The sequence below is a fragment of the Entomomonas sp. E7T21 genome, from assembly GCF_058693955.1.
The window spans coordinates 827,745-851,960 of the sequence record NZ_CP191672.1 but is presented as its reverse complement, the minus strand read 5'-3'; the positions used below and the strand labels follow the sequence as shown (position 1 = coordinate 851,960).

19 protein-coding genes and 1 pseudogene are annotated in these 24,216 nt (G+C 35.5%); 6 read left to right on the top strand and 14 right to left on the bottom strand.

Annotated features, from left to right (window positions below):
* Positions 1-15: 15 nt before the first annotated feature.
* The 5 genes and pseudogenes from ACQVD9_RS04095 to ACQVD9_RS04075 all read right to left on the bottom strand — a co-directional run.
* Entirely contained in the window at positions 16-1,110 is a 1,095-nt protein-coding gene (locus ACQVD9_RS04095) for a glycosyltransferase family protein (protein WP_264747594.1), read from the bottom strand.
* A 297-nt stretch (positions 1,111-1,407) separates the two neighbouring features.
* Entirely contained in the window at positions 1,408-2,127 is a 720-nt protein-coding gene (locus ACQVD9_RS04090; protein WP_264747593.1) for a UDP-2,3-diacylglucosamine diphosphatase, read from the bottom strand.
* An 8-nt stretch (positions 2,128-2,135) separates the two neighbouring features.
* Positions 2,136-2,633 (bottom strand): peptidylprolyl isomerase, encoded by a 498-nt coding sequence (locus ACQVD9_RS04085; protein ID WP_264747592.1) that lies wholly within the window; start codon positions 2,631-2,633, stop codon positions 2,136-2,138.
* A gap of 255 nt (positions 2,634-2,888) precedes the next feature.
* On the bottom strand, positions 2,889-3,266 hold the full coding sequence (locus ACQVD9_RS04080; RefSeq protein ID WP_264747591.1) for a hypothetical protein: 378 nt from the start codon (positions 3,264-3,266) through the stop codon (positions 2,889-2,891).
* Positions 3,267-3,326: 60 nt separating this feature from the next.
* Positions 3,327-3,560: pseudogene (locus tag ACQVD9_RS04075) on the bottom strand (SDR family oxidoreductase); the annotation flags it as partial.
* Between the two features lie 186 nt (positions 3,561-3,746).
* Here ACQVD9_RS04075 and phaR point away from each other — a divergent pair.
* Positions 3,747-4,259 (top strand): polyhydroxyalkanoate synthesis repressor PhaR, encoded by a 513-nt coding sequence (phaR, locus tag ACQVD9_RS04070; RefSeq protein WP_264747590.1) that lies wholly within the window; start codon positions 3,747-3,749, stop codon positions 4,257-4,259.
* 31 nt (positions 4,260-4,290) lie between these two features.
* Here phaR and ACQVD9_RS04065 read toward each other — a convergent pair whose 3' ends face one another.
* On the bottom strand, positions 4,291-4,851 hold the full coding sequence (locus ACQVD9_RS04065) for a phasin family protein (RefSeq protein WP_264747589.1): 561 nt from the start codon (positions 4,849-4,851) through the stop codon (positions 4,291-4,293).
* Between the two features lie 284 nt (positions 4,852-5,135).
* Between ACQVD9_RS04065 and ACQVD9_RS04060 the strand changes: the two genes are divergently transcribed.
* The 5 genes from ACQVD9_RS04060 (at position 5,136) to ACQVD9_RS04040 (ending at position 12,911) form a co-directional block, all read left to right on the top strand.
* On the top strand, positions 5,136-7,634 hold the full coding sequence (locus tag ACQVD9_RS04060) for a DUF3141 domain-containing protein (RefSeq protein WP_264747588.1): 2,499 nt from the start codon (positions 5,136-5,138) through the stop codon (positions 7,632-7,634).
* 260 nt (positions 7,635-7,894) lie between these two features.
* Positions 7,895-8,635 (top strand): beta-ketoacyl-ACP reductase, encoded by a 741-nt coding sequence (locus ACQVD9_RS04055; protein WP_264747587.1) that lies wholly within the window; start codon positions 7,895-7,897, stop codon positions 8,633-8,635.
* A 68-nt stretch (positions 8,636-8,703) separates the two neighbouring features.
* Positions 8,704-9,888: an acetyl-CoA C-acetyltransferase gene (locus tag ACQVD9_RS04050; protein ID WP_264747586.1), complete on the top strand. Its 1,185-nt coding sequence runs from the start codon at positions 8,704-8,706 to the stop codon at positions 9,886-9,888.
* 78 nt (positions 9,889-9,966) lie between these two features.
* Positions 9,967-11,667 carry a class I poly(R)-hydroxyalkanoic acid synthase gene (gene phaC, locus ACQVD9_RS04045; RefSeq protein WP_264747585.1) on the top strand — a complete coding sequence of 567 codons (1,701 nt, stop codon included), beginning with the start codon at positions 9,967-9,969 and terminating at the stop codon, positions 11,665-11,667.
* A gap of 116 nt (positions 11,668-11,783) precedes the next feature.
* Positions 11,784-12,911 carry a methyltransferase gene (locus tag ACQVD9_RS04040; RefSeq protein ID WP_264747584.1) on the top strand — a complete coding sequence of 376 codons (1,128 nt, stop codon included), beginning with the start codon at positions 11,784-11,786 and terminating at the stop codon, positions 12,909-12,911.
* 86 nt (positions 12,912-12,997) lie between these two features.
* On the opposite strand, the gene ACQVD9_RS04035 is transcribed toward ACQVD9_RS04040, so the two are convergent.
* The 8 genes from ACQVD9_RS04035 to sbcB all read right to left on the bottom strand — a co-directional run bounded on the left by ACQVD9_RS04035 (position 12,998) and on the right by sbcB (position 24,116).
* Complete coding sequence (locus ACQVD9_RS04035) at positions 12,998-13,432, bottom strand: type IV pilin protein (protein ID WP_264747583.1); 435 nt, start codon at positions 13,430-13,432, stop codon at positions 12,998-13,000.
* A 71-nt stretch (positions 13,433-13,503) separates the two neighbouring features.
* Positions 13,504-18,804, bottom strand: a complete 5,301-nt coding sequence (locus ACQVD9_RS04030) for a pilus assembly protein (RefSeq protein WP_264747582.1) — start codon at positions 18,802-18,804, stop codon at positions 13,504-13,506.
* 193 nt (positions 18,805-18,997) lie between these two features.
* Positions 18,998-19,540 (bottom strand): hypothetical protein, encoded by a 543-nt coding sequence (locus ACQVD9_RS04025; protein ID WP_264747581.1) that lies wholly within the window; start codon positions 19,538-19,540, stop codon positions 18,998-19,000.
* 1 nt (position 19,541) lies between these two features.
* Positions 19,542-20,318: a PilW family protein gene (locus ACQVD9_RS04020; protein WP_264747580.1), complete on the bottom strand. Its 777-nt coding sequence runs from the start codon at positions 20,316-20,318 to the stop codon at positions 19,542-19,544.
* 24 nt (positions 20,319-20,342) lie between these two features.
* Positions 20,343-20,849 (bottom strand): type IV pilus modification protein PilV, encoded by a 507-nt coding sequence (gene pilV / locus ACQVD9_RS04015; RefSeq protein WP_264747849.1) that lies wholly within the window; start codon positions 20,847-20,849, stop codon positions 20,343-20,345.
* On the bottom strand, positions 20,842-21,468 hold the full coding sequence (locus tag ACQVD9_RS04010) for a GspH/FimT family pseudopilin (protein WP_264747579.1): 627 nt from the start codon (positions 21,466-21,468) through the stop codon (positions 20,842-20,844). The genes pilV and ACQVD9_RS04010 overlap by 8 nt, the downstream gene beginning before the upstream one ends.
* 185 nt (positions 21,469-21,653) lie before the next feature.
* Positions 21,654-22,505 carry a formyltetrahydrofolate deformylase gene (purU, locus tag ACQVD9_RS04005; RefSeq protein WP_264747578.1) on the bottom strand — a complete coding sequence of 284 codons (852 nt, stop codon included), beginning with the start codon at positions 22,503-22,505 and terminating at the stop codon, positions 21,654-21,656.
* Between the two features lie 174 nt (positions 22,506-22,679).
* A complete protein-coding gene (sbcB, locus tag ACQVD9_RS04000; RefSeq protein ID WP_264747577.1) occupies positions 22,680-24,116 on the bottom strand; it encodes an exodeoxyribonuclease I in 1,437 nt (478 codons plus the stop codon).
* Positions 24,117-24,216: the final 100 nt, after the last annotated feature.

Sequence of the window (24,216 nt, the reverse complement as noted above, 5' to 3'; positions counted from 1 at the left end):
TTTTACTTTGCTTGATTAATTTAATAGTTTCTGTTTCTTAAGAAAACTTAAAAAGTCTTGTTGTTGTTTAACTGTTGCAATTCTTAAGTAATCAGTTGGCCACTGCCCTTGTTTAAATTGCTCATAGGCTGCTGGGTTATAGCGAGGAAAATCTTTATTCATCGCCTGTAGCCAATAAGCAGCCTTTTGGCTTGCTTCATAACCATTAGCATTAAGTGCTAAAGCATAAAGTAATTTTAATAAACCACTTCTTTGCTTTTTAGGAAATGATCGTACTTTCACACGCGATATTAAACGCTTTAGAAAAGATGGCCGAAGAATACTGGTTACAATTTCTTTACTTTTCTCAGGGTAATTTTCTTGATAAGCATATCCATATTTTTCAAAGAAATACTGGCCCATTTGATGGAAAAACTCTTTTTTGCTCCAATAATGATAAATAATATTATGTTCCACTAATGTTCTTTGCTTATCAAAACTAATAGCCAAGCAAAACTGCTCTAATACTCGACATGCTGGATCTTTTGGCCACAGCTCATCAATGAGCTCAATAGCCTTTTCGATTAACTGGCTATCCTCTGCAAATAAACCTACTACACCAGAGTTAATAAGTTTTAGTGATGTATCCAGTTGTGGATAGGTTTTTATTAGATATTCATTAACCTTACCAATTAATTTATCATGTATACATCTAGCCCAATTACCCTCAATGCGATCAACTAAAACCTCTCCCTTATTAAATAGAGTAAATAACTGATTTGTGTCTTCTTTTAGAATAGTATCTGTATCTAAAAATACAGTACGCTCAGCATATGGTAAAGCCATTAAAATACCTACTGCCTTACGGCGATAATGATAATCCGTAATGCCTAACCAATCATTTAATATTTGATCATTAAGTGGCAAAATTTCTACAGGCCATCCATCATAATCTGCTGGCCTATCTGTCATTATTCGAATAGTAAAATTTGGTTGTTTAGTATGCCGTAAAATACTTAGGATACTTAATTTTGTTTCAATCTGATAATTCAGATTATCCCCATACACAATATACAATACTTGATTTATTACTTTATTTGGTATGACCCCAGAATAATTATTCAATACCATTATTATTTCATCCCTGCTATTTGTTTAAGTTAGTAAAACAAAACATCATTAAGGAATTATTAAAGAATAATATTTTCTAACAGCAAATAATATCTTTATAATTAATAACATATCCCCTAAATTATGATTATTAATCAATATTAATTGATAATTATTTTATAAAAAATGGAAATTATTTTTGTTCGTGTTTTGTATGTATTTTGTGACAAAAATTTAAAAACAGAAATTTTAATTTTTAGAGAGTTAAATGTTTTCAATCGAAATGAAAAATCAAGGACTTATTGTTGAATGTAATGTTTAATTAGCTGGTTCTAAACTCATGCCTTCAGAAGTGACCCTTAGCACTTTACCATTAGGCTCCCAATCACCCAATACTATTCTTTTTGCATGCTGTTGGTTTGCTATCAATTGATGAATAGCTGGTCGATGGGTATGTCCATGAACCAATAGTTGTACCTTATATTTTTCTAATAACTTAACAACTTCTTCTGGAGTAACATCCATAATATCAGCTGATTTAATCCCTTTCTTCATTTTACTTTCTGCACGTAGTTTTGCAGCTAATTGTTTTCTTTTTTTAAGGGATAATAACCGCAATAGGAATAAAATAAGCGGGTTTCGATAAAAACGCCGTTTTTTCTGATAGTCAATGTCTTTAGTACAAAGAATATCGCCATGTGAAAGTAATACAGGTGTACCATAAAAAGAAGTTAATGTTGGATCTTTCAGTAATGTACAACCTGCTAATTTACAAAAGGTTTTACCAATTGCAAAATCTCGATTACCGTGCATCAAATAGATTTTAATGCCCTGCTCAGTTAATTTTTTTAGTTGACGGGCAATAGTATGTTCAAACTCTCCCATAGCATCATCACCTATCCATACATGAAAAAAATCACCTAAGATGTATAATGCTTCACAATCCTTTGTTTTATTGTGCAAAAAAGACAAGAACGCCTCAGTAATATCTGGGCGTTCTTCATTTAAATGTAAATCAGCGATCAGTAAAATGCTCATTTACTTGCTTAGTCTGCTACAACCTCTGCTTTCTCGATGATTACATCTTCTACAGGAACATCTTGATGACCTGCTTTCGATGTTGTTGCAACATCACGAATCTTATCTACTACATCCATACCATCTACTACTTCACCAAACACAGCATAACCCCAACCTTGTGCTGTAGGAGCAGTATGGTCTAAGAACGTATTATCTTTTACATTAATAAAAAATTGTGCGCTAGCTGAATGAGGGTCCATAGTACGAGCCATAGCAATAGTGCCACGCTTGTTAGAAAGACCATTATTAGCTTCATTCTTAATAGGTGCATTGGTTTCTTTCTGGCTCATTCCTGGCTCAAAACCACCGCCTTGAATCATAAAATTATTAATTACACGGTGAAAAATAGTGCCATTATAATGACCATCTTTTACATATTTTTCAAAATTAGCAGTGGTTTCTGGAGCTTTCTCAACATCAAGTTTTAATGTTATTACGCCATGGTTTGTATGTAATTTAATCATAGTCAATTAGTCTTATAAAATGTCAATAGAAGTTTTTAAGAATACCATTAAATATCTTTTACGCATAATTAAATGCATTAAAATATAGTAACATAAGTTAAAATTTCTAATTAGATTAACTCATCATTACTTTTGTATCTATTGTTATCGTATTAGCTACAGCACAACGAGGAATAGGTATCAACAGCATAACTAATAAAATAATAATAGTTTTATATTTTTTACCCATGTTATATCCCTTTACCTTAAATAATCCTACTGTTGAGAGTTTATCACTTGCTCAATATAGCTCACAATTTCAGCCACAGTATTAGTAAAAACACCAGCCTCTCCTGCCACATGAGCTTTATACCAAGCCTCATATCCTTCTAAATAGTCACTATCAACTTCTTCATTAGCAATCTTTGTTGTTAAACTTCGCTCTAATGTTTCTACAGAAACAGGTGCATGTCCGATCTTATCTGTAAAACCTGTTGGACTATTTGGATTAGCAATTTTAACATCACGGATAGTAATGTGATAAATAGGCAATTGATCGCTACCAAGCTCAATCTTATTGATAACCACTGTAGAGTTTTCCTCTTCCTCCCGCTGTTGATATAACCAAACCTCTCCTACCACATACTTATCCATCAAAAACTCCTTATCACATAAAATGAAAATTATAGTCTTACTTAGCGAAAAGAATACTACTTATTGCACCGTATAACCACCATCTACTAGTAAACCAGTACCTACTATAAAACTAACATCATTTGATGCTAAAAATATTACAACCTTTGCAATTTCCTCTGATTTAGCTAAACATCCTATTGAATGTCGCTTAATTAAATCTAGTTTTACTTCTGGTATCATATAATCCAAAATATGGCTGCTCACATATCTCGAATATACTGTATTAATGCGTATACCTTTTGCAACATAAGTAACACCTAAGCTATCTTATCTTTTAATCTCATTGAATTTACTCCTGATTATTTTCATAGAAACTAAAATATCTAATTAAGCCTAAACAAAACTTTATAAGATATTAATTTATAAATAATGAAAGGATAAATGAGTTACTGTTGTATAATAAACACGATTAATTTTTTACTATAAATGAGCAGTTTAATGTCTGATACATCCACTATCCATTTAATCAAAAAATATGCTAACCGTCGCTTATATGACAGCCATACAAGCACGCATATTACATTACAAGATATTCGTAACTATGTAATTGAAGAGATTCCTTTCCAAGTAGTAGAAGCAAAATCAGGAGAAGATATAACAAGAAGTATCTTACTCCAAATTATTCAAGATGCAGAAACTGATGGTGATCCTATTTTTTCTAGTCAGGCACTAAAAAATATTATTCGTTTTTATGGCCCTTTCCAAGGCATGCTGGGTAGCTACCTCGAAAAAACATTAGAATCCGTTATGGAAATTCAGAAACAATCAGGAATGCCGTCCACGGAAGCTTGGACAGATTTTATGTCTAGCCAAATGCCTGTTATGCAGAAAGTAATGCAAGAATATTTAGAGCGTACCAAACAACTTTATATGAATACCCAAAATATGTTTGGTCTATTCCCTAACTTCCCTACCCCATTTAATCAAAGCAAAAAAAAGGAGGAGAATTAATATTCTCCCCCTTGTTATTTCTAACAGCTAATTAGCTTGCTTTACGGCTGGTCGCTGCTTTAGTTGCTTTATCAGCTGCTACTGTTGCCGCATTGATATTGTTTTCTGTCATTTCAGCTACTTTTTTAGCTGCTTTTTGTAAGCTTTCATAAGCTGTACCAGCACCTTCTAAAGCTGATTTTAATACAGAAACCACAGGTTCAGAACCAGCAGGTGCATTTTTTACAATGTTTTCAACAAGCTCTTGAACTTGTTTACCACCTTGACTTACTTGATTTTCAGTTAATTTACTGATACTAGCTTGAGTTTTAGAAATTAAATCATATACTTGACGATTGAACTCTAAAATACGCTCAGCTTGTGCAGCAGGTTGTGATAAAGAAGCTTGTAAGCTAGCAAATGATTGTGGGTCACGTACAGTTAATAGCTTACGGAAATTATCAAAGCTTTCTTCAGAAGAAGCTTTTAATGTTTTTAATTGAAGTTGTGTTAATTGCTCAACACCTTCAAATACTTTATCACTTAATTCTTTTAATAGATCAAGGTTTTTAGCTTGAATATCTTGTAACTTATCAGTATTAAACGTTGCCATGATTAAACTCTCCGAAATTTTATATTAATTAGACATTACAATTTATATATTGGTACATCTACAACTTTTCTTAACAGATGTACATATTTTTAGCTAATTAAAATATTTTTGCAAGTATTATTTTTGCACTGCACAATAGAATTTAATACAATATATTATCTAATACTATTTGTTTTTGATTTTTTTATAAAAATGCTATATTAACCTGAATTAGTAAGATATTAAGTTAATGGTATTTTATCAAAAAGTCCATATTTTGCCACCTCACAATGGGAGATTTTAGTATGAGCCAAGATGATTATATTGCAAAGCAAGAAAGGGCAATATCCTCTATTACCTCATTACTGACTGGTTTACGTAAGCTCAGCTTATTACATATAGATATTAATCAAGAATCCATTAGCAAGTGGCAAGAAGATAATATTACGCCTATTCAGAAAGATATTTTAAAAGTACCAACATTAGAAGACTGGCGAGAATACTTAGCAGATATCCCCCAAAGACTCACGCTATATTGGGACACATTACGCCAACGCGGTGATAATACTCTGACCTATCAAGCAGAAGACCGTCCTTTACTATTAAAATTCGATTATGAAGTATTAATTAATGGTAGAGATTTACCTGAACCCTGCAACTATTCATTATTAGAAATCAAACCACTACCAGGTCAAGTTATTAATAAAAAATTACAACCTATTGTGGTTGTTGATCCAAGAGGTGGTCATGGTGCAGGTATTGGTGGTTTTAAAGAAGACTCTGAAATTGGTGAAAGTTTAAGGGCAGGTCATCCTACTTACTTTATTTCTTTTAGCTATAGTCCAGTAAAAGGACAAACATTAGAAACAATTACTAAAGCGCAGGCTGTTTTTATCGAAGAAGTGATTAGACGCCATCCAAAACATGACAAACCTATTATCATTGGTAACTGTCAGGCTGGTTGGGCAATCATGTTATTAGCCTCTGAACGTCCTGAGCTACCTGGCGGTATCATTATTAATGGTGCACCTCTTGCCTACTGGTCTGGTGTAACAGGCCGTAATCCTATGCGTTATGCTGGTGGATTAATGGGCGGTGCTTGGGGAACTAGATTGGCTAGTGACTTAGGTAATGGTCGATTTGATGGCACATGGTTGGTTACCAATTTTGAGAACCTAAATCCAGCTAATACTTTCTGGGGTAAATACTACAATCTTTACTCTAAAGTAGATACAGAACCTTCTCGCTTCTTAGATTTTGAACAATGGTGGGGTAATCCTGTACTTTATAATAGTGAAGAAATTGAAGCGATTGTTGATGAGTTATTTATCGGTAACCGTTTAACCAATTCGGGTTTAGGTGGACAAAATAAAATTTTCCGCAACATTGAATCACCCATCATTGTTTTCTGCTCATCAGGTGACAACATTACCCCACCACAACAAGCATTAAACTGGATTATTGATGTTTATCCAAATGATCTTGATTTAAAGAAAGCAGGTAAAACCATTATCTACTTACAACATCATAGCATTGGTCATCTTGGTATTTTTGTGTCTGGCACAGTGGCACGCCGTGAACATCGACAACTTATTGCGTCTCTAGATGCAGTAAAAGCATTACCACCTGGACTCTTTGAAATGATCATTAAAGATGTTAAAGATAAACAAGGTAATGTAATAGACCATCAGGTTATCTTCGAAACACGTAGTATTAAAGATTTAGAAACAGGCGATACCGATGGTAGAGAAGATGAAAAAGTATTCTCACTGGTAAGCCGCATCTCTGAAACTAACAGTAACCTTTATGAATGGCTCATTCGTCCAATGATGCGACTCTTCATCAGTGAACCTGAGGCTCAATATCTAAGAGATGCTAATCCTTTCCATGTCAACCAAGTAGCATGGAGCAGTATTAATCCAATGACGTGGTGGTTGCCTGGTGCGGCTGAACTAGTAAAAGCTAATCGCCGCCCTGTACGTGCAGATAATCCTTTATTAGCATGGCAAGAAGCACTTTCTAACAATATTACTAATGTATTAGATGTTTATCGTGATACCCGCGACTCTACTCAAGAAATGTGCTTCTACAGCGTCTATGGCATGTTAAATGCCTTAACTAACTCGCAAGCCAATTATTTGGAACAGAGTACTGTCAACCAGAGCAAAGAACTCACTCATCGTCTTGAAAACTCACTAACTCAAGGTGATGTTCAAGATGCTACTATACGTATTTTACTATTACTTGCCAATGAAGCGGGCATGGTTGATCGTGACTTCCTTGCTGGATTTGTGCAACACTACCGTGAGACTAAAAACTATAACTCATTAACAGATAGAAAGGCATTAAGAGAAATTATTAATCTACAAAGCTTACTGGTATTTACACAACCTGAGGAAAGCCTAAATACTTTAACAAACTTACTACCTTCGCTAGAGGTACGTAAAGAAGTGTTAGAAAGTGTCGCAATATCTGAACCCGCACTTATTCAAACTAACGATAAAACACAAGCATTGTGGTTAAAGATTAATGATATTTTATTAGGTGAAGCTGCTAAATCTGTGCCAGCTATAAAAAAAGTAGCTCCTGTGAAAAAAGCTGTTGCACCTGCTAAAAATAAAGTAACCCCTTCTGCTAAACAAACAGTTACCAAACCAGCAACCGCTCAAAAAGCCAAACCCAAAGTAACTAAAAAACCTGTTGCAGACACAGTTTCCAGCAAAATCACAAAGCCCAAAACTGCTACTAAAGTCGCTAAAAAAGCAACAAAAGCTAATAATTCTATAAAAAAAAATAACTTGTAATAAATAGCCATAAAAAGGAGATGAAATGTACTTTCATCTCCTTTTGTTTTCTTATACAATAAGAAGATCGTTTAAATTCTTAAACACAGTGTGTTACACGAGTTTTGGTAGTTTTTTTATTATCCCAGATCAACAATACATTAAGTAAATAAATTACCATCCGATCATCATCATTAGATCAATAATAGTTTACCGTGATTGTGTTTAGCTATAGCTATAAAAAGTAATAACTATGTCAACCACAATAATAAGGGTAAATTATGAGCAAAAAAATAGCATTAGTAACTGGCGGTATGGGTGGTATTGGTACTAGCATTTGCCAACGTCTTTATAAAGATGGGTTTAGAGTTATCGTTGGATGCTCTGTAAACTCTACTAAGAAAGAAGAATGGTTAGCCAAGCAAAAATCTCAAGGTTTTGAATTCGAGGTGCTTGCTTTTGATGTTAGCGACTGGAACTCCGTAACTTCGGCATTTGAAAGTGCTAAAGAACAAATAGAAAGTATTGATGTATTAGTAAATAATGCAGGGATTACTCGCGATGGTACCTTCAAAAAGTTAACACCTGAAAAATGGTATGCGGTTATCAACACTAACTTGAATAGTGCATTTAATGTAACTAAACAAGTGATTGATGGCATGTTAGAGAAAGGCTGGGGACGTGTTATTAATATTTCCTCAATTAATGGTCAACGTGGTCAATTTGGTCAAACTAACTACTCCGCAGCCAAAGCAGGTCTACATGGTTTTACCATGGCTCTAGCAAAAGAAGTAGCGAGTAAAGGAGTGACTGTAAATACTATTTCTCCAGGCTATATTAAAACTGAAATGACAGCGGCTATGCGTCCAGAGGTTTTAGAATCAATCGTCGCTGGTTCCCCTGTAGGTCGTTTAGGTAATCCAGAGGAAATTGCTGCGATGGTATCATTCCTAGCATCAGATGATGGTGCTTATTGTACAGGCGCAGACTTCTCTGTAAATGGCGGAATGAATATGCAATAATGGCTGTTGCGATTCTTACTAACAACAAATTTTAATTAAAATGTATTTATCTAAAATAGGAAATCAATATGTCTAAAGATGTTGTGATTGTGGCGGCCACACGTACACCTATAGGAAGCTTTCAAGGCTCTTTAAAAGATGTTTCTGCTGTAGATTTGGGTGTTACTGTTATTAAATCTCTTCTCGAAAAAACTAAAGTAGCACCTGAACAAGTATGTGAGGTTATTTTAGGACAAATTCTTACCGCTGGTTGTGGACAAAATACAGCCCGTCAAGCATCTATCAAAGCTGGTATACCTTACACTACGCCAGCGATGACAATTAATAAAGTATGTGGCTCAGGACTTAAAACTGTTCACCTTGCCACCCAAGCTATCCGTTGTGGTGATGCTGAAATTATTATTGCGGGTGGTATGGAGAATATGAGTCTGGCCCCTTATCTTGTAACAGGCTTACGTAATGGCCTAAGAATGGGACCTGGTAAAACCATTGATACAATGATTCAAGATGGTTTATGGGATGCATTCAATGACTACCATATGGGTATTACTGCCGAAAACTTAGCAGAAAAATACAACATTAGCCGTCAAGAACAAGATGAATTCTCGTTAGCATCACAACAAAAAGCCGTTGCTGCAGTTGCTGCTGGTAAATTTAAAGATGAAATCACACCTGTGCATATTCCACAACGTAGAGGTGATGCTGTTGTTTTTGACACAGATGAACAACCTCGTGCTAGCGCTACAATCGAAATATTGACTCGCTTAAAACCAGCCTTCAAACGTGATGGCGGTACAGTAACAGCTGGTAATTCATCAACACTGAATGATGGTGCAGCAGCAGTAATGTTAATGACAGAAGACAAAGCCAAAGAACTAGGTTTACCTATATTAGCTAAAGTCACCTCTTATGCAAGTGCGGGTGTTGATCCTGCTATTATGGGAATCGGCCCAGCAGAAGCAACTAAAAAATGTTTAGCTAAAGCAGGTTGGAAAGCCGAAGACCTTGACGTTGTCGAAGCTAATGAAGCTTTTGCTGCTCAAGCCATTGCTGTAAACAAAGAATTAGGTTGGGATACTAGCAAAATCAATGTTAATGGTGGTGCAATTGCACTGGGTCACCCAATTGGCGCTTCTGGCTGTCGTGTACTGGTTTCTTTACTTCACGAAATGCAACGCAGCAATAAAAAGAAAGGTTTAGCTACCCTTTGTATCGGTGGCGGTATGGGTGTAGCTATCGCTGTTGAACGTTAATCTACCCAATTAATTCAGGAATATTCTGCTACAAGGATGTAGCATTTTCTACATACACAAAATAAAAGAGTATATTTTATGGCAACACAAGATACACTTGCTACTTATTGGTCAGTTCAAACTCCCTTTGTAACAACTATTGCCATAGAGCAATTACGCTTGTGGGCCACAACATCATCATGGTTTAAAGAATGTGATACTAGCCATTGGTTTGAAGTAGACCAAACTAAATTAGAACAACTACAAAATGATTATCAAGTAGAATGCGTGGATTTAGGCAATCAACTACTGAGTTTACAACCTTTCAATTTTACAGATAGACGATTTAACTCAGAAAATTGGAATACACCTCTTTTTGGTTCTGTTGCTGCTTTCTACCTATTAAATAGCAAATTTATGTTATCACTGGTAAATTTACTTAACATTGATGACAAAAAAGCTGCAGAACGAATGACATTTTTAGTTGAACAAACAGTCGCTGCCTCTGCTCCCAGTAATTTCTTTTATACTAATCCTGATGCATTAGAGAAAGCGATACAAACCAATGGCGGCAGTTTAGTTTCAGGTTTAATGAACCTACAACAAGATATGGTAGAGGGTAAGCTACGCCAATGTGATAAAGGTGATTTCGAAGTAGGTGTTAATCTAGCAACTACAGCTGGAGAAGTTGTTTTCCAAAATGAGTTTTTTCAGCTTATTCAATATGCACCAAAAACCCGAACACAATATGAAATACCCATATTAATTGTACCTCCTGCCATTAATAAATTTTATATTCTTGATTTACAACCCCATAACTCTTTTATCAAACATCTAGTGGAACAAGGGCATAGAGTTTTCTTAATATCATGGCGTAATCCTGATAACTCTATGGCCAACAAAACATGGGAAGATTATTTGCAAGATGGCGTGATTACGGCTATGCGTGTAACAAGAGCTATTTCAGGTGTACATGACCTTAATATGTTAGGCTTCTGTATAGGTGGCACGTTACTAAGCTGTGCACTTTCCGTACTAATTGGCCGTGGTGATTCACAACCTAACTCATTAACTTTATTTACTTGCTTCCTTGACTATGAAGACACAGGGCCAATTAATGTTTATGTAGATGAAGCACTTGTAGATTACCAAGAAAACACCATTGGAGGCAAAAATGGCTCTGTTGGGCTTTTCCGTGGTGAAGACATGTGTAATACCTTCTCTATTCTTCGTCCAGATGAACTTTGGTGGAATTATACTACTAGCAAATATTTAAAAGGTGAAAAGCCCAGAACCTTTGATATTCTTTATTGGAATAATGACAGCACTAATATGCCTGGCCCAATGTATTGCTGGTACCTACGCCATACCTATTTACAAAATGATTTAAAATCTGGTGAATTAAAATGTAAAGGTATACCTGTAGATTTTACAGTTATTAAAGCACCAACCTATCTTTATGGTTCAGAAAAAGATCATATTGTTCCTTGGAAAAGTGCTTATGCTACTACTAAGCTACTATCAGGCCCTATACGTTTTGTATTAGGTGCATCAGGTCATGTGGCTGGTGTTATTAATCCTCCTGCCGATAATAAACGTAATTATTGGACAAACGATACACTCACCAAAAACCCTGATGATTGGTTAAAAAAAGCAGAAAGGCATGAAGGGAGCTGGTGGCCAGATTGGTTTGCTTGGATTAATCAACATGCGGGTAAAAAGACAGCGGCCACCAAAGTACTTGGCTCACCGGAGTACCCATCAATAGAAATGGCGCCTGGCTCATATGTTAAAAGCTAATCCTTAGTATATTCTTTAAAAAGGCTCTAAAGTTAGAGCCTTTTTTATTTATTCATAGCCAACTATCCTACTATCATAGATAATTACTACTTTAAATTAGCATACTATTTATTAATATGAGTAAAGTACTTACTACGCCTTTTGCAACACTTAAATTAGACCGTTACCCTACGGACAGCCATCCCTCTTTACAAGCTTTTGATGCTGCTGATGAATACTTACTCAATGAACTAGCTGCTCTTAATCCTACAAAAAATAGTAAAATACTTGTCTTAAATGATAGCTTTGGCAGCCTTGCATGTAGCTTAGCTAACCAATTTTCTATCAATAGTTATAGCGACTCTTATCTAGCTGAATTAGCACTTTATAATAACCTTGTTCAAAATAATATCCCTTTATCTACAATCAACTTTATACCTAGTACAGAATTATTGTTAGAACAATATGATGTGGTGCTTATTAAAATACCTAAAACACTCGCATTATTAGAAGAGCAATTAATCCAACTGCAACCACATATTACAACTAATACTCTAATACTAGCTGGAGCAATGATAAAACACTTATCAAAAACAGCTAACGAATTATTAGAAAAATATATTGGTTCTGTACAGGCCTCATTAGCTATAAAAAAAGCACGACTATTAAGAGTCACACCCACTCATAAAAAGTTAATAAAATCACCCTACCCCAGTTGCTACAAAGTTAAAGAATTAAACTTAACACTTATAAATCATGCTAATGTATTTTGTCGTGAAGGACTGGATATTGGTACAAGAGTATTAATGCCATATCTAACTTACCAACCACACTTGATTAACGTAGCAGACTTAGGTTGTGGTAATGGAATATTGGGTATTATCTTTGCACTTAATAATCCCCAAGCTGAACTTATGTTAGTTGATGAATCCTATATGGCTATTGCTTCTGCCAAAGAGAACTGGCAACAAGCATTACCTAATCGTTCAGCAACTATCAAAGTAGCTGACGGCTTATTAAACCAAGCTAAAAACTCTTTAGATTGTATACTTTGTAATCCACCCTTTCACCAACAACAGGTAATTGGTGACTTTATCGCTAAAAGAATGTTTAAACAGGCTAGAGATTGCCTTAAACCGCAAGGAGAGTTATGGATTGTTGCCAATAGACATTTAAATTACTATCAACTACTAAAAAAACTATTTACACAGGTTACAACTATTACTCAGACCAATAAATTTATAGTGTTAAAAGCTATAAAATAAATTAAGAGATCAAAAGATCTCTTAATCTTATATTACTTATAACTCAGTATATTATTAATAAGCATTTGAAACTTCTATTAAAAATATTAAAGACTACTGCATCCTTGAGTCCAGACATCTATACCATTAATATTAGCAGTTTTTGTACCTGACTGATCAACAGTCATTCTGCCTCCAGAATATTTCCCTAATCTTCCATTAGCACTAACAGTTGCAGTTATTGTATAAGTTGTTGTGTCTTTTACAACATCTATATCAAAATCTGCATTACCAGATGAGCTACCATCAATAGGAATTGTTGTAATAGGAAAAGCATTACTATCACTATTATCATAAGAACCATACTTAATATAATACTGATTCATTAATGCATCAGCTTGCATTAAGCCAGCCTTACCATTATCACAAGCAGCTCTAATCGTATAATTAGTATACATGGGGTAGGCAATAGCAGATATAATTCCCAAAATAGCCATAACAATAAGTAACTCTATTAAAGAAAACCCTTTGGTTTGTTTCATATCTAACTCCATACACCTACCAATACTTATTTAAGAAAGGACCTTAAATATCAAGGTCCTCTCCCCACACATTATATCTCAGGATCGAATAAATCCGTCCAACTCATTTTCTTAAATACAGATGCTTTATCATCTTCATACTCTTTCCATTGGAATGGCTGACCCTCTTTATTTCCTGATGTCAGGTCTTCATAGTTCCATACTGGGGTACACCAATTGCCTTCACAATAAGTATTAACACCGGGTGGAATACCTATAATAACACTACCCCTAAATAAAGAATCACCAAAATAGGATTCTCCTGTTACTAGGTTAAAACCATAAGCACGTTGCCATCCACTCGCTAATCGGCAGGTACGGCCAGTGTTAGAGTTAGGCACATAGGTATTAAAGAAAACACTCGCTTCTTCTCTACCCGAGTTAGTAATATTACGAGCAGCTGACAAGCTAGAAACCATTTTTTCTCCCAAGCCGTTGCCAGTCATACCACTAGGATCCGCTGCACCAAAACTAACATAGAAGCCATGTTCTGTGAAAGCTGTTTCAGTAGCAATGGTTTTTCCTTCATCTTTAATAGTCTCTGATGTTACTTCTACCATTGATGCCTCAGTCAGTGCTGTATTATCCCCATCAGTCGGCGTAACATTAAAACGGAATGAATAGAATTTGTCTTTGTTATAAGTCACTAATGGATGACCAAGATAGCCCGTTCCTATATTAACTGAGTATTTACCCTTGTTTGCTGAATCCACAAACTCATAAACAGCAGGTGGCATATAGATACGTTGCGCTTGTGCCTTATCTCCGGAAGCTCCTACTCTAGCAATAACTCCATTCTCTCCAACAGGTTTTATAACTCCATTAGCAATATTGAAGCGCCATAGTTGTCCACCCATATCACCCACAAAGATGTCGGTAATTAATTTGTTTCCTTCTCCATCTATTTCCCTTTCCATTGTAGTAACAGGACTAGGTATACTATATTTCATATTACCATAGGTGCTTTGGTCTGCTTTCCAAATTAAACCACCTGTAACAGCATCTAGTATATAGATTTCATTACCCATATTATCTGCTGTTCTCTCTGTTACTTCATCTTGTTGTGAATCATAACCACCACCAAAGATAACTACCTTTCTTACGTCTGATCCTACTTGCATCTTTCCTGTTACTGGGGTTGACCAAGTATAACCTAAGTTATTAAATTGATCTCCTTGATTACCCTCTATTTTCCATAATAATGAAGGGGATGCTTTGTCACTGATATCTATGGCAAATAACGCACGACCACCTCTACCTGCTGCCACATAAGCAATCGCCTTTTCACCATTATTTACATAGCCATCATTATCCAGATCATCATGGTAGATATGAACAGTTCCATCTAAGCCATATAACCTTGGAACATCTGAACCAATGGTCTGTCTTGCCTGTAATTCAGGAATGATTGGTAGCATTTCACTAGGTATAACAGCATATAACTGTTCACCATTAGTTACATCAAAGGCACGGAAGAATCCATCATTACCCGCAAGCAGTGCCACTTGTTGTAAGCCATTTACTAAGAATTTAGTATCACTATAATCAATCTCTCCTTCATCAGAAAAACTTGCATCACAATTAATAGGATCTGCACCTTCTTCTGTTAAACATTTACCATAGTTTACAAAGTTTACTGCGCTATGAGCAAAATCACCTAATTTGAGATCATTTTTAGCAATGATTGTATCTTCACTTGCATCACCCTCTCTATTAAAGGCGAAACCACGTAGGAAGTTAACATAACCTTTGGTTAGTTTTAGTACATCATCACCTTCTTCTGCAGCTACTTCCATATCATCAGGTGTTATCTTGGAGTTTCCTGTCGCTGCCACATTACTAGCATTGAAGTGGAAACGTGAGCTACCTTTCATAACATACATAACCCGACTATCTGGATTATCAGCTAGTTTGTCTAACACACCACCCTTATGAACATTACCACCATCCCCTGTATTAGCATCGGTATACCACCAACTAGTTGTTAGAGGATTAATAAAATAGTAGCCATCTGAAGACTTGAATACTGCTTCCTCACCCTTAGCATCAACTAATACGGCTGATTGGCCTTGGGTTGTGTAATTGTTTCCATCATCATCTCTAATGGTTACTGTTGTTGGTTTATAGATTAAACCAAAGCGTTTCATATTACCTGACCAGTGGTTACGATTCGAGGGTTCCATTAATGAGTAATAGATTTCTCGACGTTGGATATAGCGGTTTTCATTACTGATCGCTACCTGTCCACTGGTGTAGTTATAGAATGTTCCTTTAGCCGTATCCATAATCTCCATAAAGGCATTAACTAAATCATCGCTAGTTTCAGCATAGAAATAATAACCTTTATTGGATGGATCATTAGCATTAACCAAGCGATGTAAGAATTCACCTGCACTTCTACTACCAAAAGCAACCGCATGGGTGGTTACCCAGTTCTCTCTATTATCCTCATTCAAGCCTTGGCTAGTGGTTGACATAAAGTTAACCAGTGCTTGACCACAAGCCTGACTGCCTGAACGGTCTTGACTACCCTTATACTCACACTCACTAGTAGATGTTCTCCAAGGTTTACCCGTATAAGACACTAACGCTCTACGCCAGTTAGTACCATTAACATTTGCATCACCATCAGACATTAATACCAAGTGAGTAGCCTGACAACTACTTAATAATGGACTAGGTTGAGGTTTACCATTCCAATAGAAAGTACCTTGATACGGACCATTAGGTGCATTACTACTTGGATAATTTGAAATATAACGTGCTGCCTCCAACATGGCTGGCATGGTTGGAGTTTGTGCAATAGTAGCTTCTTCCTCATTAACTGCATTCACAATTCTACGACGTATTGTTAAGCTATTAGGTGCCATTAGCTCCTGTCTAGCTGTAATCCTAATTTTCATCGCATTTGCATAGCCAGTATCATAGGGTTTAAACTGTAAATCCCTACTCTGCCGTTGAATGATCACAACTAAACCATTACCATTTACCCAACCATTCTGTTGCATTTTCGCTCTTATTACGTCAGTAATATCACAAAATACTGGAGTATCTCGAGAGTTAGCAGGAATAGTACAGATACTAGATGTAGGGAATAATGTTCTTGCCCCTAAATCATTTCTAGCCACTTTAAGTCGTTCTGCATTTACTGCATTGTCCAATGAAATTTGAATAGTACCGCCATAATTATTATTAGGCACTAATTGTAAGGTAGCAGATACTAAACCTTTATCAGCTAGACCTGTTGTACCTGCTGCCTCTGGATTTTTTAATAATACATTAGAAAAATAAGCACCTACTCTATAGTTATTATAGGCATATAAAATATTACCTGATAATGTGGGTATATTACTGCTGCTACCTGTCTGATAACCATCAGCACTACGGGAAGCTAAAGTTTCTTCCCATGTTTTAGTCATACAACCTGTTGCACCACCTGTATAAGTAAACTCTAATACAGGGCGGAAACTCGGACTTTGGTCATAGGTAAAAGCAGATCTATAACCATTACCTGACTGATGCTCTATGAAGAAGGCAACGGACTGGCCACCACACCACTCCTGAGCTTGTACAATTTCATTTAATATATTTTTAAGTTCAGGTGTTTTAACATACTTTGTAGCAGGATCATCACCAGAATTAGTTTTCCAAACCTCATCTATTTCCCAAGAGGCACTACTACTTGTCTTATTTCTTGTGGAGAAGTCATTGCTTGTTGCATTAAATTCTTTGGCATCCCCTGTTTTTTCACCTGTAATTTTTAAAGTAACATCTTTATCATTACCGCCAGCAGGTATCATTTTAATTCTAGCACTAGTAATTGTAGCGCCTTGTGGAATGTATACGTTATTAAAACGTACTGCTGCTGTAGAATTACCTGTTTGCGTTGAATTATAAGTAAGTTTTAACTTAGGTGCTCCTGCCCCTATTGTATGATATGGCTTCGAATATGCTGTACCACCACCTGTCCAGAATCTAATGGCCAAATCAGACATTGGAACGCCAGCGGCAGCAGCTTCTGATTTAAAATTATTTCTATAAGTAGTTGCACTTTGAGTATCTGTTGTTGAGATATTCAGTGCTTGTTGCACTGCTGTTGTAATATTTAATGTGATTTTCTTATTTTCTTGCCACCAGCAATAAGCACCATCTTGAGGAGATCCCCAATAAGAATCAGCATCACCGCCTAAATCTGTATTCCATCTAGTCTCATTCTGCCTTACTCCCCAATATCTTGGAGAATAGTCATAAGAGCCCGTTTTGAGATAGAAGTTAAAATCACTTGTAGTACCTGTTGTATTATAAATAGGCGAGTCTACACTGGGTGCGGGGAAATTTCTTGCTGACGAAACACGCCAATTAAGCCACTCAGCCTCACCTTTATTTCTGTAACTAGTTAACGTACAAAAAGTATTGCCATTGCTCTTATAAAAACCATCTTTTTTTGGTGTAATTATTAAGTGTGCTTTTTTAATGGTAGCATCAGATGGAATACTTACCCCTTTAAAAATAAATAATGCTTGATCACCATAGCCTGTTTGATTATAACCTGTACCATTTAAACCTGTTACCACCTGACGACTTTCACCATCAACTGTTTCAGTTTCTATAATATGGTTTCTTCTACCACTACCAGTACCAGTAGTATTAAATATACTGGATTTACAAAATTCTGCTTCATCATCTAAAACAAGTGAGCAAACATAACTGATCGCATTTGAATAGGTATAACTATCATAAGCAGATCCTGACTGTGTTCTAGGTAACAAAAACAAAGAGTTATAGCGATCACGATCTAAATCAAATTCCCTTTCTACATTATTATAATCTGCCCCAATATCACCCATTAACATAACATTACTAGTGACAGAAACATTTTTTCTAGAGCCATTAATTGTAGGTTGATGAGCATCATCCTTTCCACTAGTGGAGCGTGCAACAGTTTCCTGTATTGACCCATCATCAATTGCATCAATATCAACAACTGGATAAACAAGTTTTGCTGCCCTACCAACACTAGTATCAGAACCAACTGTTGTATCTGGATATTTCATTACACCAACACGTACCCCTTTCAATGAGGTATTAAGTAATGTTTCTGTTACCGCATCTCGGAGTCCTTCGATCCTTCTCGTACTAGTACCATTGATATTGATATCACGCATTGATGTAGAATAATCCAATAAAAATATGATATTGGGTTTAGCTACCTCAGCAAACTGCTCTGAACCAAAAAATACTTCACTATCATCAGCATAAGCTATACTTGTATGTAAGATAGCACTGGCTATCAACATAGTAGAGCTTGCTACTTTCAATTTATTTAAAATCATATTGCCATCCTCAGACTCTATGAAATAGTTAGAAACTACCTACACTTATTTCCAACTAAAATGTCTTTACCAAAAAATGAAACAGCCCAACTTTATATCTATCAATTTTATCTAATTTAATTTTATATCAAACTACTAAAAATACTATTTATACTAGCTAGTAATTCCTCAAATTGTGATGAATTACAACATTTTAATTACTATTTGTTACAGCATAAGTTTGTAAGTGTCGGCTAACCACACATCCTTTTCTTGTACTTTCAACAGTAATATCTGCTCCACTAGGACAAGCAACTCCTGTGATCACAACTGCAATACAATCACTACTACTAGAGCCACACACCACATTAGCCGCAGTACCACCACTTGCAGGAACACAAGCATACCATACAGAGGTTATACCTCTCTTATCAGATGAATCAATATCATTAGTGTCTACAACCTTTGAGTCACCACTACCATAAGTACTAAACTGATTGGTAAATCCACTCGAACATAAATTACCTCGTAAACTTGTAACAACATTCGCATCTGTATTGAGTAACTTTAATAAAACATCTGAACCAGATATTGCGGCTTGATAAGCTTGTTTTTTTAAAACACTATTATTGGTAGTAATGGCATGAGAAGTACTATTAGCAGCAACAGATAAAGCTAATACCATCATTACCAATAACAACATTAATACTACTAATAAAGTAGACCCTTGCTGTTTGTTTTTAGCTAATTCACACATATTACAAATTCCTCAATCTATAAGTAGCTGAGTAACTTCTTTCAACCGCTGTAGAGGCATTATATTTGTCTGCACTAGTACCCGCTGCGGTCTTAACATTAATATAAAAAGTTATTAATTTAGCTTCCTGTAAGTTCACAACATTGCTAATATCGCTATCATCATAATTAGAATCACTACTAATTCCTCCGATAGTAACCTCACTAAACTCTCCAGCATCATTTTCAAGCGTCACGACTATTTTTTCTATGCGAACACCTTCGATACGATCATCAACTAAATCAAAACTACCTGAAGTAGCAACTGTTCTACCTTGAATACAAAGATCTTCAGGATTATCCGTACCACAATTCTGATATATCATGTTACGATAATATAGCCTTCGCCCAAAACAATCCTCAGATAACAATTGTGTTTCACCTGATTGGGCAAATTTCCCATCTATCCCATAAGCAAACATAATACCAACAGGTTCCTTCAAAGGGACAACAGCGAAAGAACGTTTTCTAAGTTCATCACTATTTTTCCCTGTCCAACTTAGCTCTCCCCCTGCACCACAACCATTATAACCTGCTCTTCCAGCTTCTGAACCTAACAAATCCAAAACAGTTTTTGCTCTATCTTGGTTAACAGATAAATTATTAGTAGTTGTACCTAACGTAGATGAAGAGATCATCACTTGAGTAACACCTAGCAATAAGATCATCCCTAGTAATAGAGCTATCATTAGTTCAATAAGGGAAAATCCATTTTGCTTTGCTTGCAATAAACTTTTCATAAAAGTCCCACTTAGTACTTAATATTATAATGCTGTATTAACAATAAAATAACTATAATAGCTACCTTCGGTTGATGCTCCTGGATCTGCACCAACCTCTTTTGCTGTATCCCATGTAATAGAAAGCTTATAACGTTTATTTCCTGCAACACCCATTATATCGTCTGCTTCTTCTGAAAGACTCCATGTTACATTTTTAACTGCTAACCTATTAATTTGCTGATTAAAATTATAGATATCATATGCTGCCATATCAGTACCACTACACCAATGTCCAATCCCTTGACAGTTTGATTTTTGTGAACCTGTTTGATCATTAACATATTCATCCATATTGGTTGAATTTACTCTCATCTTTTCAATAAAAGTATTAGCCATTAATGCTACTTGTTCTGTTTCATAAGCCTTTACATTAACTTGCGAGCTACGAATAATTAAAATAGAAGCACCTAATATACCAATAACTAAAATAACAAAAGCAATTAATACCTCTAATATGCTAAAGCCACGTTGCGCATTCATCTTAATCATCACTGCAACTCTCCTGTTCAACCTTACTTTGTCCAATTGCAGAAACTTTTATGACATTACATTTTTCATCATCAGTACTTTTTTTAGCCTTTATCTTCCATTCAACAGTCCCTGCTCCTTTAGGAAAATAGTCATTATTTAATGTCAATCTAGTAGAAGCAGTATAAGCTCCATCATCATCATATTTAGTAAACTCATCAGGTATACCATGTATAGCAGAACTACTATCTGGATAAAATGCTATAGCCTTACCCAATGAACCAGTACTGTCATTAGTTATAACTACTGAATTTGTAACTGTCATTCCCCTAAGCAAATCCTTTATTGGATTAGCATAAAGAAAAACACCTATAGTGCTACTATCTGCAAAATCATCTTCACATGCATAGTCATTTGAACTTTTAGAGTATGGACAAACAATTACTGGATTATTATTTGTAACTGCTGCTGTTTTTGCATACTGGAGTAAACCCACTAATTCATTTGTTGTAGCAGTTATAGCATTTTTCTTTGACATACCAGAAAAACTAGGGATCGCTATAACCGTCAATATCGATAGAATCATTATCACCATCATTAGTTCTAATATGGTATAGCCCTTTTCTTTAAAAATTTTCATATATATGAACCTTAATTTGTTGGTTATTTATCCATAAATTAACTAACACTCACTACCCGTCAGCCCACCAATAAATATTATAAAACTTTACTTATTGCCATTATTTACAAAACAATGAGTAATGCAATCAGTAAACCTGTTATATTTGCGAAGTATCACATTTTAAAGATATTATGTTATCCAAATTATGCAAAAACAACGGTTTTGTTTCCATGGACCAATACTCTATCTTCTAAGTGATAACGTAACCCTCTTGCTAATACCATTTTTTCTACATCTCTTCCTAATCTTACTGTGTCCTCGATGCTGTGTTGATGGGAAATACGAACTACATCTTGCTCAATAATAGGGCCTGCATCTAGCTCTTCTGTCACATAATGGCAGGTAGCACCTATTAGTTTCACTCCTCGTTGAGCTGCTTGGTGGTAAGGTTTAGCCCCAACAAACGAAGGTAAAAAACTATGATGAATATTAATAATTTGGTGAGCATAATGCTGACAAAGCGAAGGTGGCAAAATTTGCATATACCTTGCTAATACAATACAGTCTGCCTTATAGTCTTCTATTAACTGAGTCACTTTATCAAAACTTTCTTGCTTATTATTAGCATCAACAGGCACATGGTGATACGGTACACCATACCACTCAACCATACTACGCAAATCATTGTGATTGGAGATAACACCTACAATATCACAATCTAACTCATTACTATGCCAACGATATAACAGATCAATTAAACAATGTGACTCTTTACTTGCCATTAACATGACTTTTTTCTTTTGGCTGGACTCAGTTACTTGCCAAGTCATTTTGAACTGATCAGCGATAGGTGCAAAAGCCTGTTTAAAACCATCTAAATCAAAAGGTAACGATTCTGCTTGAATAACATGGCGCATAAAAAATTGGCCATTTGCCAAATCTGAATGGTGGTTCGCTTCAAGAATCCAGCCATTATAGGTAGCTAAAAATCCACTTACTTTAGCTACAATACCAATCCCATCAGGGCATGAAATTACCAACCGAAAGGTATTCATAAACACTCCAGTAGTTTACAACGGCGGGTATTGTAAGTTGTATATTTCACTTAGTCCATTAAGTAAATTGAAGTTATTGATAAAAAAGATTTTTTCTGAAAATAAAAATATGAAAGTAAAGATACTACTATCTTTAACAAAGAGTTTGCCATTATTAATTCCTTAAATTTTAATTTATAAATATTTTTGCTCTAAATTATCTGCGTAATTTTGCCATAATCTTAAGATTTGTTGTTGCTGTATATCACAATTATCAAATAATTCTTGGCAAACCAACTTAAACTGCTCAAGTGTAATAGGTGCGCCTTTATTAATATCTATTAATCGATCTTTACAAAAATGCTGCCATTGTATTCGCTCCTCCTTAGTCAGTGTATCGGGATAGTTTCTAGCCCGATAGCGAAATAATAACTCTGGTAAACGACCATCTTCAAAATGCGCCATTTCATCGATAAGCCTTGCTGGATTTAATTGCCGTATATGATCACAAAGCCTTTTATCACGTTCTGATAAAAAACCAGCATATAACTGCTGTTCAGGGTCATCAATAGCCTCAGCAAATTGTTTACCCTCTTGTCGATAGATATCCATTAATTTACTTTGCCATAGTAACTGTGAATCTTTCAGTTGTGCTGCTTGTTTCAAACAATAAGCAACATCTAATGGTAAGCGTTCAATATCTTGCTCTCTTAACACGCCCATAGGTGCTACAACAGGACAACGATTAATATGGATAAGTTTTAATGGTATGGGCGAAATATCATCAGGTAACTCTTCATATTTAGTGTATAAATATTGAACAATTTCGTCAGCTGTTAATGTTAACAAAGGGGTTATATCTTTTTGTAAATCGCACACAATCACTGCATTTTTATTAACAGGATGCCATGCTAAAGGTAGAACAACAGATAGATAGTGTCGATCAGCGGAGAACCGCCCTGAGACATGTACCATTGGCTTTAATAAACTAATTCTTGCTTGGACTTCTTTTTTAAAACGCAGATTAAACAAATAATTATAAAGCTGTGGCTGTTTTTCTTTCACTAATTTAGCTAATGCGATGGTAGCCCTTACATCTGATAATGCATCATGCGCCTGTTCATGCTGAATGCCATTTTGTGCTGTTAATAGTTCTAAACGTAACGATACTCTACCATCCTGTTGAGGCCAGACCATACCTTCTGGACGAAGTGCATAGGTTGCTCTTAATAAATCTATAATATCCCAACGACTATTCCCCCCCTGCCACTCCCGAGCATAAGGATCATAAAAATTACGATAAAGGCCATAACGAGTCACCTCATCATCAAAACGAATACTGTTATAACCTGCTGTGCAAGTTTGTGGCAAAGACAACTCATGATGTAAACGTTGAAAAAAAGTAGCTTCATTGACACCCTTCTTTAACATGGTTTCAGGTGTAATCCCTGTCACTAAACAGGCTTGAGGATGAGGTAAAACATCCTCACTTAACTGGCAATATAGATTTATAGGCTCTGCTATTTCGTTAAGCTCTAAATCAGTTCTAATACCCGCTACCTGCAAAGGTCTATCTGCTCGCGGACTAATTCCCGTTGTTTCAAAATCATACCAAAAAATGCTAGTTGTCATATTTTGCTCATTTTCATTATTTTCCATAACAGATTACTTGATTTTATCAGTATTTTTAAGCATATTAATTATTCATAAATAATTAATAAACGGTTGTTAC

Coding starts and splice junctions, on each gene's coding strand:
- ACQVD9_RS04085 (WP_264747592.1), bottom strand. CDS start 2,633: ATGATTAAATTACATACAAACCATGGCGTAATAACATTAAAACTTGAT.
- ACQVD9_RS04020 (WP_264747580.1), bottom strand. CDS start 20,318: ATGAAAAGTTTATTGCAAGCAAAGCAAAATGGATTTTCCCTTATTGAA.
- sbcB (WP_264747577.1), bottom strand. CDS start 24,116: ATGACAACTAGCATTTTTTGGTATGATTTTGAAACAACGGGAATTAGT.
- ACQVD9_RS04095 (WP_264747594.1), bottom strand. CDS start 1,110: ATGGTATTGAATAATTATTCTGGGGTCATACCAAATAAAGTAATAAAT.
- ACQVD9_RS04040 (WP_264747584.1), top strand. CDS start 11,784: ATGAGTAAAGTACTTACTACGCCTTTTGCAACACTTAAATTAGACCGT.
- phaC (WP_264747585.1), top strand. CDS start 9,967: ATGGCAACACAAGATACACTTGCTACTTATTGGTCAGTTCAAACTCCC.
- ACQVD9_RS04090 (WP_264747593.1), bottom strand. CDS start 2,127: ATGAGCATTTTACTGATCGCTGATTTACATTTAAATGAAGAACGCCCA.
- ACQVD9_RS04065 (WP_264747589.1), bottom strand. CDS start 4,851: ATGGCAACGTTTAATACTGATAAGTTACAAGATATTCAAGCTAAAAAC.
- pilV (WP_264747849.1), bottom strand. CDS start 20,849: ATGATTAAGATGAATGCGCAACGTGGCTTTAGCATATTAGAGGTATTA.
- ACQVD9_RS04055 (WP_264747587.1), top strand. CDS start 7,895: ATGAGCAAAAAAATAGCATTAGTAACTGGCGGTATGGGTGGTATTGGT.
- ACQVD9_RS04080 (WP_264747591.1), bottom strand. CDS start 3,266: ATGGATAAGTATGTGGTAGGAGAGGTTTGGTTATATCAACAGCGGGAG.
- ACQVD9_RS04060 (WP_264747588.1), top strand. CDS start 5,136: ATGAGCCAAGATGATTATATTGCAAAGCAAGAAAGGGCAATATCCTCT.
- phaR (WP_264747590.1), top strand. CDS start 3,747: ATGTCTGATACATCCACTATCCATTTAATCAAAAAATATGCTAACCGT.
- ACQVD9_RS04035 (WP_264747583.1), bottom strand. CDS start 13,432: ATGAAACAAACCAAAGGGTTTTCTTTAATAGAGTTACTTATTGTTATG.
- ACQVD9_RS04025 (WP_264747581.1), bottom strand. CDS start 19,540: ATGTGTGAATTAGCTAAAAACAAACAGCAAGGGTCTACTTTATTAGTA.
- ACQVD9_RS04010 (WP_264747579.1), bottom strand. CDS start 21,468: ATGAAAATTTTTAAAGAAAAGGGCTATACCATATTAGAACTAATGATG.
- purU (WP_264747578.1), bottom strand. CDS start 22,505: ATGAATACCTTTCGGTTGGTAATTTCATGCCCTGATGGGATTGGTATT.
- ACQVD9_RS04050 (WP_264747586.1), top strand. CDS start 8,704: ATGTCTAAAGATGTTGTGATTGTGGCGGCCACACGTACACCTATAGGA.
- ACQVD9_RS04030 (WP_264747582.1), bottom strand. CDS start 18,804: ATGATTTTAAATAAATTGAAAGTAGCAAGCTCTACTATGTTGATAGCC.